At 60.6% G+C, this 15,655-nt stretch carries 12 protein-coding genes; 9 read left to right on the top strand and 3 right to left on the bottom strand.

All coding sequences use genetic code 11. From position 1 onward, the window contains the following. Positions 1-14: 14 nt before the first annotated feature. On the bottom strand, positions 15-686 hold the full coding sequence (locus AC0L15_RS06085) for a class I SAM-dependent methyltransferase (RefSeq protein ID WP_287246595.1): 672 nt from the start codon (positions 684-686) through the stop codon (positions 15-17). A 187-nt stretch (positions 687-873) separates the two neighbouring features. On the opposite strand from AC0L15_RS06085, the gene AC0L15_RS06080 reads away from it, so the two are divergent. From AC0L15_RS06080 to AC0L15_RS06065, 4 genes are all read left to right on the top strand, one after another. Then, on the top strand, positions 874-1,134 hold the full coding sequence (locus AC0L15_RS06080; protein ID WP_287064590.1) for a hypothetical protein: 261 nt from the start codon (positions 874-876) through the stop codon (positions 1,132-1,134). 17 nt (positions 1,135-1,151) lie between these two features. Further along, positions 1,152-3,866, top strand: a complete 2,715-nt coding sequence (locus AC0L15_RS06075; protein WP_473496003.1) for an ABC transporter transmembrane domain-containing protein — start codon at positions 1,152-1,154, stop codon at positions 3,864-3,866. Positions 3,867-4,168: 302 nt separating this feature from the next. Further along, positions 4,169-4,618, top strand: coding sequence for a cyclic nucleotide-binding domain-containing protein (locus tag AC0L15_RS06070; protein WP_091594718.1), 450 nt, complete (start codon positions 4,169-4,171; stop codon positions 4,616-4,618). A gap of 135 nt (positions 4,619-4,753) precedes the next feature. Beyond that, positions 4,754-5,608 carry an MBL fold metallo-hydrolase gene (locus AC0L15_RS06065; protein WP_287064592.1) on the top strand — a complete coding sequence of 285 codons (855 nt, stop codon included), beginning with the start codon at positions 4,754-4,756 and terminating at the stop codon, positions 5,606-5,608. 1 nt (position 5,609) lies between these two features. Here the strand turns inward: AC0L15_RS06065 and AC0L15_RS06060 are convergent, their stop codons facing one another. Then, positions 5,610-6,374: a polysaccharide deacetylase family protein gene (locus tag AC0L15_RS06060; RefSeq protein ID WP_128173707.1), complete on the bottom strand. Its 765-nt coding sequence runs from the start codon at positions 6,372-6,374 to the stop codon at positions 5,610-5,612. Beyond that, positions 6,371-7,459, bottom strand: coding sequence for a glycosyltransferase family 4 protein (locus AC0L15_RS06055; protein WP_128173708.1), 1,089 nt, complete (start codon positions 7,457-7,459; stop codon positions 6,371-6,373). The genes AC0L15_RS06060 and AC0L15_RS06055 overlap by 4 nt, the downstream gene beginning before the upstream one ends. A 73-nt stretch (positions 7,460-7,532) precedes the next feature. On the opposite strand from AC0L15_RS06055, the gene AC0L15_RS06050 reads away from it, so the two are divergent. From AC0L15_RS06050 to AC0L15_RS06030, 5 genes are all read left to right on the top strand, one after another. Next, the gene (locus AC0L15_RS06050) at positions 7,533-8,711 is read left to right on the top strand and encodes a DUF3095 domain-containing protein (RefSeq protein WP_287064593.1); all 1,179 of its coding nucleotides are present in this window, start codon (positions 7,533-7,535) and stop codon (positions 8,709-8,711) included. Positions 8,712-8,823: 112 nt separating this feature from the next. Beyond that, the gene (locus tag AC0L15_RS06045) at positions 8,824-10,167 is read left to right on the top strand and encodes a nucleotide sugar dehydrogenase (RefSeq protein ID WP_287064594.1); all 1,344 of its coding nucleotides are present in this window, start codon (positions 8,824-8,826) and stop codon (positions 10,165-10,167) included. A 192-nt stretch (positions 10,168-10,359) separates the two neighbouring features. Beyond that, positions 10,360-11,700 (top strand): adenylate/guanylate cyclase domain-containing protein, encoded by a 1,341-nt coding sequence (locus tag AC0L15_RS06040; protein ID WP_287064595.1) that lies wholly within the window; start codon positions 10,360-10,362, stop codon positions 11,698-11,700. 164 nt (positions 11,701-11,864) lie between these two features. Next, entirely contained in the window at positions 11,865-13,760 is a 1,896-nt protein-coding gene (locus tag AC0L15_RS06035) for an ABC transporter ATP-binding protein (RefSeq protein ID WP_287064596.1), read from the top strand. 26 nt (positions 13,761-13,786) lie between these two features. Continuing rightward, positions 13,787-15,655, top strand: coding sequence for an ABC transporter substrate-binding protein (locus tag AC0L15_RS06030; RefSeq protein ID WP_473496002.1), 1,869 nt, complete (start codon positions 13,787-13,789; stop codon positions 15,653-15,655).

The raw sequence follows: 15,655 nt of genomic DNA, 5'->3' as shown, positions 1-15,655 counted from the left end.
CCGCGCGAAATGCGTCAAACAGTTCCAATCAGCATAAAGCGCGTATATTTTTTTGTCGGCAGTTCGCCGGAGAACCGCACCTCCCGTAACGCCGCCATTGCTTCGAAGGCTGCAAGCGAAGCCACGCAGTTGATGTGCGTCGGCTCGCTGAAATAATCGTTCGATTGCAGCAGTACAGTCGTGCCCCGCGGAAGCAGAGCAAGCCAGGCGCGCAGATCGGCTATGTGTTCGCAGCTCGTATTGACCATCAGGTCGGGCCGCCCGGCCGCATAGTCGAGTGCGTACATATCTGCCGTCAGCGCCCGGAACCGGTCGCCGGCTTCCCGGTTGAGGGTCCGGGCGACCGGCGCGACTTCGGGATCGATGTCGATGCTATCGACTGCCGCGATGTCGAAGCGGGCGTCGTTGAAAAGCATAGCCGGCAATACGCCGTACCATCCACCCAGAACCCATATGCGCCCGAACCGGCCGCCGCAGCTTTCGAACAGCCTGTCGAGCGCCCACATCTTGCAGGCGACCTGCTTGTGGTTGAAGGCGTTGGCGATATCGGCGTTCGGATGCCTGGTGATGACGCGCGCCAGCCCTGCCACCAGGGGGCACTTGACATAGGCAGCAATTCCCCGCGTCAGGTCAAAGGCTTGCTCGTGCCAGTCCATGCCGGCATTGCGTGGTTGCGTGACATCCATCATATTCGTCTTGTAGGTTGGGATTTCGGGCGACACAACGCAATCTTGCCTCCCGGAAGGCTGTTGATTCGCGGACGTGATTATGCTGCAAGCCGCTTCGCCATTGCCCGGTGCCGGAGAGAGCCTGTTGCATCTGTCCGTACCATCGGCGTCCATTCGCCAGCACCAGCCGCTCAGCTGCGGCTTCGTGCTGCTCGGCTATTCGCCGAAACCCTACCGAAGCCGCGAACCGTTTGGCCAGCCGCCTTCTTCGATGATCAGCAATGCCCATGTCGTTGTCATCGACCATGCGCCGGAACTGGATCGCGCCGCGTCGCAGGTTCCTTCCATCGTTGAGCGCAGGACAATTTCCGTGCGCTGCAGCTTCGAGCTTGTTCTTGGTGACGAAGAAATTGCCGACACGCCATTCGCCGGCAGGTGCTTTTACATCCTGCATCGTTCCAACTGAAGGGTCCACAGCCGCATATGGAACCCAGCCTAGCCCGCTATATCTGGACGCACACCAAGAAGCAGCAGCTCTGGATATTGATGATCGTCGTGCTTTCGATGATCCCGTATTTCATGTCCTTCGACCTGCCGAAGCTGATCATCAACGGCCCGATCCAAGGTAGCGGGTTCGAGCAACCGGGCGCGACCCAGCCATTCATGAGGCTGCACTATAACCTGCCGTTCATCGGAGAGGTCCAGTTCTTCTCCGGTTTTCAGCTCGACCGCGTGGCGACGCTGTTTGCGCTGAGCCTTGTGTTCCTCTTGCTGGTCGTCATCAACGGCCTGTTCAAATTCTATATCAACACCTACAAGGGCCGCCTCGGCGAACGCATGCTGCGGCGTATCCGCTTCGATCTGGTCGATCGTGTGCTGCGGTTTCCGCCGTTTTACTTCAAGCGGGTGAAATCCGCCGAAGTGGCGACCATGGTGAAGGACGAGGTGGAGCCGCTGGGCGGCTTCATCGGCGATGCCTTCGTGCAGCCGGTGCTGCTCGGCGGCCAGGCGCTGACGGCCATGCTGTTCATCGTGGTCCAGAATTTCTGGCTCGGAATGATCGCGGCCGGGATCGTGGCGGTCCAGATCGTGCTCATCCCGCGAATGCGGCGGCGGCTGATCGTGCTCGGGCGCGAACGGCAGTTGACGGCGCGCGCGCTTTCGGGCCGGGTTGGCGAAATCGTCGACGGCATCGGCGCGGTACACGTCCACGACACATCAAACTACGAGCGCGCCGACATAGCTGCCCGGCTCGGGCTCATCTTCAAGATCCGCTTCGATCTTTACCAATGGAAATTCATGGTGAAGTTTCTGAACAATTTTCTCGCGCAGCTCACGCCCTTTCTGTTCTACATGATCGGCGGATATCTGGTCATCCAGGGGCGGCTGGACGTCGGTCAGCTCGTGGCCGTGATCGGCGCCTACAAGGACCTGCCCGGACCGATGAAGGAACTGATCGACTGGGATCAGGCGCGGCAGGATGTCCAGGTCAAATATCAGCAGGTCGTTGAACAATTCACCGTCGATCGGCTCATTGCGCCGAGGATCGGGGCATTGACGATCGACGATCCCGATCCGATGACCAAGCCCCTGTCGGCGATCGGTCTGTCGATAGCAGATGATGGCGGTGCAATGCTCCTCGACCGTGTCTCCCTCAAGATCAAGCCGGGTGAGACGGTGGCGCTGCTCAGTACCGCAACAGGTGGAGCCGAGGCGCTTGCAGAAGCCTTCGCAAGGCTGAACTGGCCGGACAGCGGAAGGGTCGCTTCGGGCGCCGACGACTTGCTTGAACTCCCCGAAGCAGTGACCGGCCGGCGCATGTCCTATGCCTCGTCGGATGTTTTCCTGTTCCAGGCAAGCCTACGCGATAACCTGCTCTACGGGCTGAAGCATGCGCCGCTGACATCGGTGCCTTATGACGATGCTGCGGCAGACCAGCACCGCTGGAACATGCATGAGGCGCGCCTGTCGGGCAATCCGGATCTTGATATCCACAGCGACTGGATCAACTATGTTTCCGCCGGCGCTACCGGCCCGCACGACCTCTTTGAAGCCGTGCGCCGGGTACTCGACGCGGTTGTTCTATCGCGCGATATCCTGGATCTTGGCTTGCGCTCTTCGGCCGATCTCACGCGTCACAGCGAGCTTGCCCGGCGGATCGTCGAACTGCGTGCGGCGCTGCGAGCCCGGCTGGAACACGAAGGGCTGAGCGGACTAGTGGTTCCTTTCGAACCGGGCGCCTACAACAAGGAAGCAACGATCGGCCAAAACCTGCTCTTCGGCGCTGCCGCCGGCCCCGAACTGGCCGACAGGGCTCTGGCGGCCAATCCCTATTTTGCTTCTGTTCTGAGGCAAGCCGGCCTCGACCGCACGCTCTACGAAATGGGCATGGAGATCGCCGAACAGGCGATCGAGCTGTTTGCCGACCTGCCGCCCGATCACCCGTTCTTCCAGCAACTTGCCTTCATGAGCGCCGAGGAGATACCCACCTACGAAACCTTGCTGCAACGGCTCAAGAACCGTCCCCACGAGGCGGTTTCGGAGAGCGACCGCGCCATGATCGTCACCTTGAGCTTTGCCTATATCGAGCCCCGGCACCGTTTCGGCCTGCTGAGCGACGAACTGATGAGCAAGATCGTCGCTGCACGCAACCTGTTCTATGAAAACCTGCCGCCCGAGCTGCAGAATGCCATCGAACGGTATGATCCCGCCAAATACATTGCCGCGGCCACCGTCATGGATAATGTCCTGTTCGGGCGTGTGGGCAACAACCATCCCGACGCGCCGGATCGCATACGCTCCATCGTCTATGACATTCTTGACGAACTTGGGCTTTATGCCGAACTTCTGGATGTCGGCCTGGACTTCAACGTCGGCTCCAGCGGCAGGCGGCTGACCAGCGGGCAGCGACAGAAACTCGATGTTGCCCGGGCCCTGCTCAAGCGTCCTGATTTTCTCATTCTCAACCGGCCGCTGTCGGCGCTCGACCAGCGCATGCAGGACAAGGTGCTGCGGAACGTGCTCGAGGAAGCCAGGCGCGACGGCCATTCGCCGGCAATTGTGTGGGTCGTGACGAATCCGGCGATGGCGATAATGTTCGATCGCGTTATCGTCTTCGATTCGGGTAAATTGGTGGAAGACGGAACACCCGAGACACTTTTGGCAGGGAACGGTACATTGAAGGGACTGTTGTCATAGAGCAGCGGACATTCAGATGGGATCATTCTGCCGGTGGGAATTTACTGCAAGGTCAAGGGATTCGACGACGGGCGCAGCGAGGCCACATCCCGCCGAAACCCGAAGGGTTTGCCGCAGATTCATCCGGCTCTTCGAGTTTCCGGTTGGCGGACGCCATTGCCAGGTGGCATCGCCCGATCGCACGACATCGGGCTCGCCACCTTTCGCGCGGTTCGTCTCGCCATCCCGGAAACAGAATTCATTCCATCTGGGCGTCCATTGCTCTAGTCTGGCAAACGCGAATTTTGGGAAGGTTTGCGACAATGCTGCTCAAGGATGAAGTTGCAATGCTGCAACGCGTTCCCTTGTTCTCTGCCATCGACCCGACAAAGCTCAAGCTGCTTGCGTTCACATCCGATCGTGTGAGCTACAGCGCCGGCCAGATCCTTTTCCGGCAGGGCGACGAGGGAGACGCCGCCTATGTCATCCTTTCAGGCAGGGCGGATATTCTGGTCGATTCCGACAGCGGACCGATAAAAGTTGCCGAACTGGAGCCAAATTCGATTGTTGGCGAGATCGCCATATTGTGCAACAGCTCTCGCACCGCCACCGTCAGAGCGGCAAGTCCGCTGGAAGTCTTGAGGATCCGCAAGGATCATTTCCTGAGGCTTATGAGGGAGTTCCCGGAAATGACCATCGAGATATTGCGGGTTCTTGCCGATCGCCTAAGCCATACGACCGCGGATCTGATCGACGCACGAAGCACCAAATAACGGATGACGTGCGCTCGATCCTCGCCGTCGCGATGGCACTGGCCTCTTGCTGAGAAGGTTACCCCGGAGAAAACCTGTCTCGCCTAGCAGCAGTTGTTTGGCTACGATGGGCGACGGGGACTGGGAAGGGGTAGCATGGACTACGAAGTTTTCCTGGTCAGGTTTTGGGGCGTGCGCGGCAGCACTCCGGTATCAGGGCCAGAATTCTCTCGCTATGGCGGCAACACGAGCTGCATTGAGATGCGATGCGGCAAGCACACGCTTCTATTCGACGCGGGCTCTGGCCTACGGCCTGCCGGCGCCGCACTTCGGGCGTCAGGCGTGACCGATTTCGACCTGTTTTTCACCCATTGCCATTACGATCACATCATCGGGCTGCCGTTTTTTGCGCCGATCTATGACCGGAGCGTCAAGCTTACGCTTTGGTCCGGGCATCTTGCAGGACGCATGACGACCCGGCAGATGGTCGATGAGTTCATGCGGCCGCCGTGGTTTCCGGTGAAACTGGAGATCTGCAAGGCAAGCCTCGACTGCCGCGATTTCGTATCCGGAGACGTGCTTCGCCCGCGCGAAGGGGTGGTGGTCCGAACCGGCAGTCTTATCCATCCGGGCGGCTGCATAGGCTACCGGGTAGAATGGGGCGGCCGGGTCGTGGCGGTGATCACAGACACTGAGCACGAGCCGGACAAACTCGATCAGGCGGTGCTCGCCCTGATCGAAGATGCCGACCTCGTCATTTACGATTGCACCTACACCGACCAGGAAATGAAACGCCGCCGCGGTAACGGGCATTCGACGTGGCAACAGGGCGTCAAGCTCTGTGAGGCGGCCGGTGCGCGGCGGCTTGCGCTGTTTCACCACGATCCGACACGCACCGACGAGCAACTGGACGAGATCGAGCAACTGGCCAAAGACAGGTTTGCCGGCGCTTTTGCCGCTCGGGATGGCCAGACGCTCCAATTTCCGGGCTCGTTGCACAAAAAGCGCTGAGCTATTTTCCTCTACTGGCGCTGCGCCCGATCAATGTCCCGATCGGAAGCCATGCGCACGCTTCAGTCTGTGCGGTGACTGTGAACAGCCGTTCGAGGAACAGCCAGGCCGATTCATCATGTACGAGATGGTGGGTGAGCAGGCCGACCGGTTCGCCGCCGCCGAGTGCACGCTGCAATTGCGCGATGATAGCCTGAACCAATAGGCCATGATCTCGGCAGCCGCGCGTGCCATGCCAATCCATGATGTCGACATTGCTGTTGATGACCGCCAGTGGAGCCGGCTTCGGCGGCCCATAGACCGACAATGCCGCAAATCCTATCGATCCAAGGTTGGGTACCAAGCCGGCGTCGATCCTGTTCCAGGGTGGCACCAGCATCGGAACGGCACGTGAGCCGTGCAGGCCGGTTATATGCGACAGCCCGCGAGCCAGATCATCGAGCACCGCCTCGCGTGGCCGATGCGCGCCGAGCTCCTGCTTTTTCTGGTTCTCGGGCGCATGATTTCGGTGCGCCCAGCCATGGATGGCGACCGCGGCATGCGGCGCCTCGTCAAGCCGGACGACAAGCTTCTCATCAGTCAGGGCCGGAATGACGGCCAGAGTGACCGGAACCGCGAATTCACCGGTGAGGTCGAGCAGCCGATCAAGCGCAGGCGTCGGATCCACGGCGTCATCGTCGCGGAGCCAGAACTCTGCCTTACGGTCCGCCCGTTGCCGGCACGCCAGTTCTTCCACCAAGGGCTGCCAGATCCGATCGGATGTCATGAAACCGGGATCTTCGCAAGAAGTTCGGCCAGACGCCCCGCTGCAACACCGAGGGAGCGTTCTTCGAGGATGAAACGTCTGGCTTCCGCGGCCATGATGGTTCTTTCGTCGTTACGGGTGAGAAGCCTTTCAATGGCAGAAGCGAACGCCGCCACATCGCCCGGCGGGGTGAGAAACCCGGTCTGGCCATCCCGCACGACCTCCGGCACGCCGGCGATGTCCTGAGCCACCACCGGAAGGCCGGCGGCCTGTGCTTCAAGATAGGCAACGCCATAGGCCTCGCCGTAACCCGGCCAGACGTAAATTCCCCCACTGTAGAGGACATCCGGCACGGCGGCCGGCTCAATCGCGCCAAGCCATACGATACGGTCGGCGGGCAAGCCGGCGAATTGCGCTTTGACCTCGTCACGGGCAGGCCCATCCCCGACGACGGACATGGTCCAGGGCAGGTGGCCGATCGGACCGAGCGCCTGCGCCAGCATGCGATAGCTTTCGACTTTGTCGCCCGGGCGCATCATGGCGACGGTAACGAGGCGCGTCGGACAACCCCGTGCCGGCATTTCCCAGAATGCCGATGTGTCGATGAAGGGCGAAAGCAGACCGAGAGCGGCGTCGGGAATCGCATCAGCCAGTCCCTGACGATCCCTTTGCGTGAAGCAGATGTTCAGCGCTGCCTGTTCGACGGCTCGCGCCACCAACGCCTGCGTGTCGGCCCACAAACCGGCGTTGCGCCGCCTTGAATAGGAGGCTTCCGCTGTCACACAGGGGATAGCAAAGGCCGACGCCAGTTCGGGTCCGATCAGGTCGGGCGCCTTGTAATAGGGATGATAGCAGAACCAGAGATCGGGCTTGCCGTCACGATCCCAAAGCTTTGTCAGCCGCGCGGCTTCCTCTCGGGCTTCGATCTTGAGCGCATCGAAACTTTTCGGAACCGGTTCGCGTAGATAGAAGCGCAATTCGGATGCCAGTTCGACGCTATGCCCTGCATGCTCCAGCGCCTTGACCAGCGTCCGTGCCATCTGGCGGTCGCCGGAGGCAACGGGATGATTGGGCGACTTCAGCGGCGCGTAGAAGGCAATTCGCATCGTCGGACCCTATCATCGGAAAGCCTGCGCAAGTCAATTTCGAAGCATGATCGACTCACTTTCAAGCAGTGGAATGTGGTATCTGATGCTCATGGAAACAGCTGCAGCGTCCGATCCGTTTGTCGCTTCTTTGCCGGTCTTCGCAAGGTTCGAAAGCGTTGCCGATATCGATAACTATCGGCCTCTCCCGGATGGCTGGGCGCTGGCCACCGCCGACATCGTCGGCTCGACCAAGGCGATCGACGCTGGGCGCTATAAAACCGTCAATATGGCCGGCGCCAGCGTTATCTCGGCGCTGCTCAATGCGCTGGGTCGGCGAGATCTTCCCTTTGTCTTCGGCGGCGACGGCGCGCTCGTGGCGTTTCCCGGCTCGGCACTGGAGATCACCCGCAACGCGCTGGCCGCTGTCCAGAGATGGGTGGCGGACGAACTGGACCTGACCTTGCGTGCCGCAATCGTGCCGATAGAGGATATAAGAGCGCAAGGCCTCGACGTTCGCGTGGCGAGGTTCCGGGCCTCCGAAGCGGTCTTCTATGCCATGTTTGCGGGCGGTGGCGGCAGTTGGGCGGAAGCCGAGATGAAAGCGGGGCGCTACCGCATCGATCCTGCGCCAGCCGGCACACGGCCGGATCTTACCGGCCTCTCCTGCCGCTGGAACCCGATCGACGCCCGGCACGGCGAAATCGTCTCGATCATAGCCATCCCGGGGGCGTCGCGCGACTTGCGCAGTTTTCAGTCTTTGGCTTCCGACATCATCGCCCTTGCCGGGGGGCAGGAACGCGATGGCCACCCGTTGCCGGTGAACGGTCCGGCCTACAGTTTTTCGCCCGCCGGCCTCGATATCGAGGCGCGGGCCATGGCGCCGGCAGGATGGCGGTGGCTGTCGAAGCTGTGGATATTGTTCCAGCTGACGCTTACGGCTGTCAGTGATAGATATGGCTGGACGATCGGCAGCTTCGATCCGAAGATCTACAAACGCGACGTGGCCAGCAATTCGGATTTCCGGAAGTTCGACGACGGCTTGAAGATGACTATCGACGTTGACGCGGATGTGTTGCAACGGATCGAGAACCGGCTGAAACAGGCGGAAGAGGCGGGCATCTGCAACTATGGCCTGCACCGCCAGAAATCGGCCTTGATGACATGCCTCGTCGCCTCGCCGCTGCAGCGCGATCACGTTCATTTCATCGATGGCGCCGCCGGCGGCTATGCGATGGCCGCCGCAAGCCTGAAGGCGAAGGTGCCGGCCTGACGGCAGCTTGCGGAAATCAATTTTCCGCAATATCCGTCGGGGTTCTTGGGGAACCAGGTGAGCCTCGCCATGGGCGCGGTCGGCCTGTCCGAATTGACGGAAAGCAGATTTTTTGGACGCCTCACGATCGACATATGACCGTCTTCTGAACCTGATTTCGACGCGCGCCGCGCAAGTCGGCGTGATCGGGCTGGGCTATGTCGGGTTGCCGCTGGCAGTTGCGATCGCACGCGCCGGCTTCCCGGTTTCCGGCTTCGACATCGAATCCCAGAAGGTCGAGAGCCTGAACAAGGGCCAATCCTACATTGAGGCGGTGACGTCGACAGCCCTTGCCGACCAGGTGGCGAGCGGACGGTTCCGCGGCACTGCGGATTTTGCCGAACTGGCCGTCTGCGATGTCATCATCATCTGCGTTCCGACACCGCTGACGAAAAACCGTGAGCCGGACCTCTCCTTTGTCAGGAACACGGCAGGCACCGTCGCGAAGCATCTGCGTCTCGGCCAGCTGATCGTGCTGGAATCGACCACCTATCCCGGCACCACCGACGACGTGATCAAGCCGATACTGGAAGAGACCGGCTTGCAGTCGAATATAGACTTCTTCCTCGGTTTCTCGCCCGAACGCGAGGATCCCGGCAATCGCAGCTTTGAAGTCGCGACGATCCCCAAGGTCGTGGCAGGCGACGGCATTGAAGCGGCGATACTCGTGCAGGCTTTCTACCAGGGCGTCGTCAAGACCGTCGTTCCGGTTTCCACCACGGCGACCGCCGAGGCGGTCAAGCTGACGGAAAACATCTTCCGCTCGGTCAACATAGCCCTGGTCAACGAGTTGAAGGTCGTGCTCGGTGCGATGGGCATCGATATCTGGGAGGTGATCGAGGCGGCAAAGAGCAAGCCCTTCGGCTACATGCCCTTTTATCCTGGCCCCGGACTTGGCGGGCACTGCGTTCCGATCGATCCCTTCTACCTGACGTGGAAGGCGCGCGAATACGAAATGCCGACCCGCTTCATCGAGCTGGCGGCAGAGATCAACACGGCCATGCCGCGTCATGTGGTCGATGAACTGGCGAAGGCGCTGGACCGGCGCTGCGGCAAGGCGCTCAGCCGCTCGCGCATTCTCATCATCGGGCTCGCCTACAAGAAGAATGTGCCCGACATCCGCGAAAGCCCCTCGTTGCGGCTCATTGAACTCATCGAGGAATGGGGCGGCAAGGCGGAATTTCACGATCCGCATGTTACCGAGATCCCGACCACACGGGAGCATATGACGATCAAGGGGCGGCGCTCGGTCGAATTGACCGAGGCGGCATTGAAGGATTTCGATGCTGTCGTCATTGCAACCGACCACGACGCGATCGACTATCAGGCGATCGCTGATCACGCTCTTCTGATCGTCGACACACGCAATGTTTTTGGCCGCCTCGGGCTAGCCCGAGAGACGGTGGTGAAGGCCTGACGGCGTCTGGGCTGGCGAATTTGTTGCCTGATGTCAGGATCGTGATTGCACTCCGCCGGCAGCCTCGCCACATAATTGCCCTTCGCCGGCTTTTGCCCGAAGCCGGCTTCATTGACTTCGAGGGTCTTATCTCTGGGTCGTTAGTGGCGGATCAAAGGAGAATGGCTCGTCTTCGACGGGTCTCAACATAGCATGAGCACAGCGCAAGCAGAAATTTCCACCATTCTCATGGATAAGGTTGCCGATTGGCTGACCCAATCGGCGTTGGCGGGCGACGCCCTGGAAACATTGGTAAAGGGCTTTTGTGAACGGCTGGCTGCTGCCGGCCTGCCGCTGAAGCGGGTGCATTTGAGCTTTTCGATGCTTCATCCGCTTTATGACGCGCTTGGCTTCACCTGGCTTCGCGGCCAAGGCATGGAAGTGGAAGGCTTCCGCAAAGAGGACGGCGTTCATTCTGACAGATTCCTGACCAGCCCATACTACCATCTGCTCAGCAACAAGCTCGACCATCTGCGGCGCCGGCTCGACCCGTCGATGCCGTCGGAATTTCCTGTTTTCGATGATCTCAGGCTTATGGGCGTGACCGATTACATGGCTTTCGTCCATCCCTTCAACGGCAATACCAGTCAGGGCATGATGGGATCCTGGTCCACCGACAGCGCTGCAGGCTTCAGCGACAACATGATTTCAGCGCTGCTGCGCATCCAGAACCATCTCGCTATCGCAACGAAGATGGCGGTGCTCACCAAGCTGGCCGACAACATGATGACCACTTATCTCGGCGGCGACGCCGGCAGGCGCGTGCTGGACGGCCAGATCAAGCGCGGCGAGGGCGACACAATCCGGGCCGCACTGGTCATGGCCGATATGCGCGGGTCGACAAGGCTTGCCGAAACTTCCGGCCGCGAAATCTACATCGATACCCTGAACCAGTTTTTCGATGCCATTGCTGCACCTTTCAATCGCCGAGGCGGACAGATCATGAGTTTCCTGGGGGATGGCTTCATTGCCGTCTACCCTTGCGAAAGGCACCGCTCGCAGTCCGAGATCGCCTGCCAGGCTGCTCTTGCAGCAGCGCACAAGGCCACCGCACGCATGATGGATCTCAATCTGCGCAGAAAGGAGCAGGGATTGGGCGACATAAAATTTGGCATTGGCCTGCATGTCGGCAATGTGATGTTCGGCAACGTCGGGCTTACCGATCGGCTAACATTCTCTGTCTTCGGCTCGGCTGTAAACGAGGTCCAGCGCCTCCAGACCCTGACCAAGAAATATCCGCACAGCGTTCTCGCCAGCAAAGACTTCGCCGGCTATTGCGGCGCCAACAGCTGGCTGACGCTCGGCAACGAGGAACTGGCGGGCATCAAGCAGAAGCTGACGGTGCTTTCACCCGATCTGTCGGGTGCTCTCGCACTCGATGAGGACGGTGCGCTGGAGCCGATCCACGACCGAATATCCGACGCCGAGCAGGTCATGCTGCTTCATCGCGATGCCGCGCGACTGTCGGCGGGCGACCCGAGGAAGCTCCAGTAACCGCCACGATCTGATCCGAACGCCTTTGGTATGCCGTCCGGTCTCCGGTTCCGCCAGGGAACTGGCGACCGTTTCGAATCCAAGTTGCTCTAGGCTGGCAATGCGTTAGTCTCGCTTTCAGGGCCTGCCGCCGGGCGGGCTGCCAGAGTGGGGCTGGTGTGAGAATGAATTCGGGTGTTGATCTGCTGCGGATCGAGGATGTTGGCATCTCTTTTGCCATTATCGGGGGACCGTTGCATGCCGTCAGGCGTGCAAATCTTCGCGTCCTGCCCGGCAAGGTTACTGCGCTTGTGGGCGAGTCCGGTTCCGGAAAATCGGTTCTCAGCCAGGCAGTGATGGGCATTTTGCCGAACACAGCCCATGTTCGCGGCCGTATCCTGTTTTCCGATCCTGAAAAGCCCGGCACGACGCAGGATATCCTGCAGATGCCGCGTGACGGACCCGAAATCCGGGCGTTGAGAGGCAGCCGCATCGGCAAGATCTTTCAGGAGCCAATGACATCACTGTCGCCGCTGCACACGGTCGGCAATCAGGTCAGCGAATCCCTGCAGATTCATACGCCCATGGCTCGGGCGGAACGCAAGGCGCGGGCCGAGGAAATGCTCGACCTTGTCGGCTTTCCCAACCCCAAGCGCGCCTATGACATGTATCCGTTTGAACTTTCGGGAGGATTGCGTCAACGCGCGATGATCGCCATGGCGCTTATCTGCCGGCCCGCCCTGTTGATCGCCGACGAGCCGACAACGGCGTTGGACGTCACCATCCAGGCGCAAATCCTGCAATTGCTGCGCGGGCTTCAGGCCAAGCTGAACATGGCGATGCTGCTGATCACGCATGACCTTGGCGTGGTCGCCAATGTCGCCGACGAGGTGGTGGTCATGTACCATGGCGAGATCATGGAAGCGGGACCTGTCGAGGCGATATTCCGCCGGCCAGGCCACCCCTACCTGAAGGGCCTGATGGCAGCCGTTCCGCATTTCGACCTGAAGCCTGGCGAAAGGCTAAAGGCGCTCCGCGAGGTGCCGGTGAATGTCGGGAATCTGCTCGGCAAGCAGACGGCGCCGGCATCGAAGGGGCCGGACGACATCCTGCTGTCGGTCAGGGATCTCATAAAGACCTTCACCATCCGCAAGTCCGGATGGTTCGGCGGAGATCATCAAACCTCTGTTCGCGCCGTGGACGGCGTGAGCTTCGATATCAGGCGAGGTGAGTGTCTGGGTCTTGTCGGCGAAAGCGGCTCCGGCAAAACCACCGTCAGCAAGGTCCTCATGCGGGCTGTCACCCCAAACGGCGGCTCTGTGATCTTCAACGGCCGCGATGGTCCGATCGACGTCCTGGAAGCCGAGGGAGACGCCCTGCGCATGCTGCGCGCCAAAATCCAGATGGTCTTCCAGGACCCGGTTTCGTCGCTTTCACCTCGCATGACGGTGGAGAACATCTTGAGCGAGCCGCTGGAGATCCATCAACGTGGCAATGCCGCGTCCCGACTCGCCACAGTCAAGAGCCTGATGCAGGCAATCGGGCTCGATCCGCGCTTCATAAAGCGTTATCCGCACAGTTTCTCCGGCGGGCAGCGTCAGCGTATCGGCATCGCGCGCGCGTTGGCGCTGGGGCCTGAACTGCTGATCTGCGACGAGCCGGTTTCGGCACTCGATGTCTCCGTCCAGGCGCAGATCCTGAACCTTCTGAAGGACCTGCAGAAGGAACTGGGCCTGACCTACCTGTTCATATCCCACAACCTGGCGGTGGTGGACTACATGGCAGACCGCATCGCGGTGATGTGCGGCGGCCGTATCGTCGAGCTCGCGCCGCGCGAAATTCTGCTTAGGAAACCGGTCCACCCCTACACGCGCTCACTGGTCGCCGCAGTACCTTTCCCCGATCTCGACAGGCCGATGGACTTCACAACGCTGAAGCTCGACGGCGCTTCCGACACCAGCACATGGGGACCGCAATTCCGCGACGAGAGCGACAAGGATATGCTGTCGCCGCTCGACCTTGGCGGCGGCCACCTCGTGCTGGCCCGGCGTACGGCCGATGTCAGCGAGTTACGCCATTGATCAGCCGGCGCACCGTCCTTGGACTTATGGCTTCGGCATTTCTGCCGGGCACGTCGCGCGCCGGCGATCTGGAGCCGGAATTTCTTCAGCCGCAGCTGAAGGCCAAGGCGCTGCCGGCACTCGCCGAACGCTTGCCCAAGAACCCGCGCGCGTTGAACCTCGCCGCGATGGGCCGGCAGCCCGGCCAGTATGGCGGCACGCTGCGCACGATCATCGGCAGCCAGAAAGATATCCGGATGATGACGATCTACGGGTATGCTCGCCTGGTCGGCTATGACGAAAAGCTCAACTTGCAAGCCGATATTCTCGAAAGTTTCGACGTAGCGGATGATCGCGTCTTCACTTTCAAGATTCGGGAAGGGCATAAATGGTCTGACGGCAGCCTGCTGACGCCGGAGGATTTTCGCTATTGCTGGGAAGATGTCTGGCTGAACGATGAGCTTTCGCAAGGCGGGCTTGCCCCCGCCCTGCTGGCGAACGGCAAGTCGCCACACTTCGAGATCGTCGATCCGTCGACGGTCCGCTATAGTTGGGATGCGCCCAATCCCGACTTCCTGCCCAAGCTTGCTGCTGCTTCGCCGCTATCGCTGGTTCTGCCGGCCACCTATCTCAAGCAGTTCCACAAGAAATACCAGGATCCAGTCCGGCTCGCCGGCCTAATGAAGGAGAACCGGGCCAAGAAATGGACGCTCCTGCATATCCGCATGTCGCGGCAGTATCGCCCGGAGAACCCGGAACTGCCGACGCTCGATCCCTGGCGGAACCGGACCAAGCCGCCGGCCGAGCAATTCGTCTTCGAGCGCAACCCGTTCTTTCATCGAATAGACGAGAATGGCCGGCAACTGCCCTATGTTGACCGGATCGTCATGAATGTCAGCTCGCCGGCGATCATTTCCGCCAAGACCGGTGCGGGCGAGAGCGACCTGCAAAGCATGGGAATTGACTTCACCGATTACTCCTTCCTGAAGGATGCGGAGAAGCGCTACCCGGTGAAGATGCGTCTCTGGAAACGCACACAGGGTTCGCGGCTGGCGCTGCTGCCCAATCTGAATTGTGCCGACCAGGTGTGGCGTGGCCTTCTTCGTGACGTGCGCGTGCGCCGCGCCCTTTCGCTCGCTGTGGATAGGCGCGAGATCAATTTGGCCGTGTTCTACGGACTGGGGCAGGAAAGTGCCGATACGGTCCTGCCGGAGAGCCCGCTCTACCGGCCGGAATTCGCGAAAGCCTGGGTCGCCCATGATCCCGACCAGGCCAATGCCCTGCTTGACGAGGCCGGGCTTCAGACGCGTGACGATGAAGGCATGCGGATACTTCCCGATGGACGCCCTGCGCAGATCATAGTGGAAACGGCCGGCGAAAGCACGCTGGAAACCGACGCGCTCGAACTCATCACCGATCACTGGCGCAAGATCGGGATCGCCCTGTTCATCCGGACTTCGCAGCGCGATATCTTCCGCAGCCGCGCGCTTGGCGGCCAGATCATGATGTCGATGTGGTCGGGCATCGACAATGGCGTGCCGACCGCCGACATGAACCCGTACCAGCTGGCCCCCACCATCGACGACCAGCTGCAATGGCCGCTCTGGGGTGCTCACTACTTGTCTCATGGCAAGGTCGGTGAGGCGCCCGATCTTCCGCCTGTGGTCGAGCTGGTGGCTTTGCTCAAGCGCTGGAACGCATCGACCGAAGCCACGGAGCGCGCCGAAATCTGGAATTCAATGCTGTCGATCTACACCGATCAGGTGTTTTCGATCGGCACCGTGAACGGAACGCATCAGCCGGTTCTGGCGTCATCGCGGCTGCGCAATCTGCCTGACAAGGCGCTCTACGGCTACGACCCGACCGCCTATTTCGGTGTCTACATGCCGGATACATTCTGGCTTGGAGAGTCCTGA

It is taken from the genome of Mesorhizobium sp. WSM4846, from assembly GCF_055811415.1.
Note: the sequence above shows the minus strand (reverse complement) of the source record. Positions and strands in the feature narration are given on the sequence as shown.

Bases quoted from the DNA above. Each gene is read 5' to 3' on its own strand.
- AC0L15_RS06040 (WP_287064595.1), top strand. From the start codon at position 10,360: ATGAGCACAGCGCAAGCAGAAATTTCCACCATTCTCATGGATAAGGTT.
- AC0L15_RS06060 (WP_128173707.1), bottom strand. From the start codon at position 6,374: ATGACATCCGATCGGATCTGGCAGCCCTTGGTGGAAGAACTGGCGTGC.
- AC0L15_RS06050 (WP_287064593.1), top strand. From the start codon at position 7,533: ATGTGGTATCTGATGCTCATGGAAACAGCTGCAGCGTCCGATCCGTTT.
- AC0L15_RS06035 (WP_287064596.1), top strand. From the start codon at position 11,865: ATGAATTCGGGTGTTGATCTGCTGCGGATCGAGGATGTTGGCATCTCT.
- AC0L15_RS06085 (WP_287246595.1), bottom strand. From the start codon at position 686: ATGGATGTCACGCAACCACGCAATGCCGGCATGGACTGGCACGAGCAA.
- AC0L15_RS06075 (WP_473496003.1), top strand. From the start codon at position 1,152: ATGGAACCCAGCCTAGCCCGCTATATCTGGACGCACACCAAGAAGCAG.
- AC0L15_RS06065 (WP_287064592.1), top strand. From the start codon at position 4,754: ATGGACTACGAAGTTTTCCTGGTCAGGTTTTGGGGCGTGCGCGGCAGC.
- AC0L15_RS06070 (WP_091594718.1), top strand. From the start codon at position 4,169: ATGCTGCTCAAGGATGAAGTTGCAATGCTGCAACGCGTTCCCTTGTTC.
- AC0L15_RS06030 (WP_473496002.1), top strand. From the start codon at position 13,787: ATGGCTTCGGCATTTCTGCCGGGCACGTCGCGCGCCGGCGATCTGGAG.
- AC0L15_RS06055 (WP_128173708.1), bottom strand. From the start codon at position 7,459: ATGCGAATTGCCTTCTACGCGCCGCTGAAGTCGCCCAATCATCCCGTT.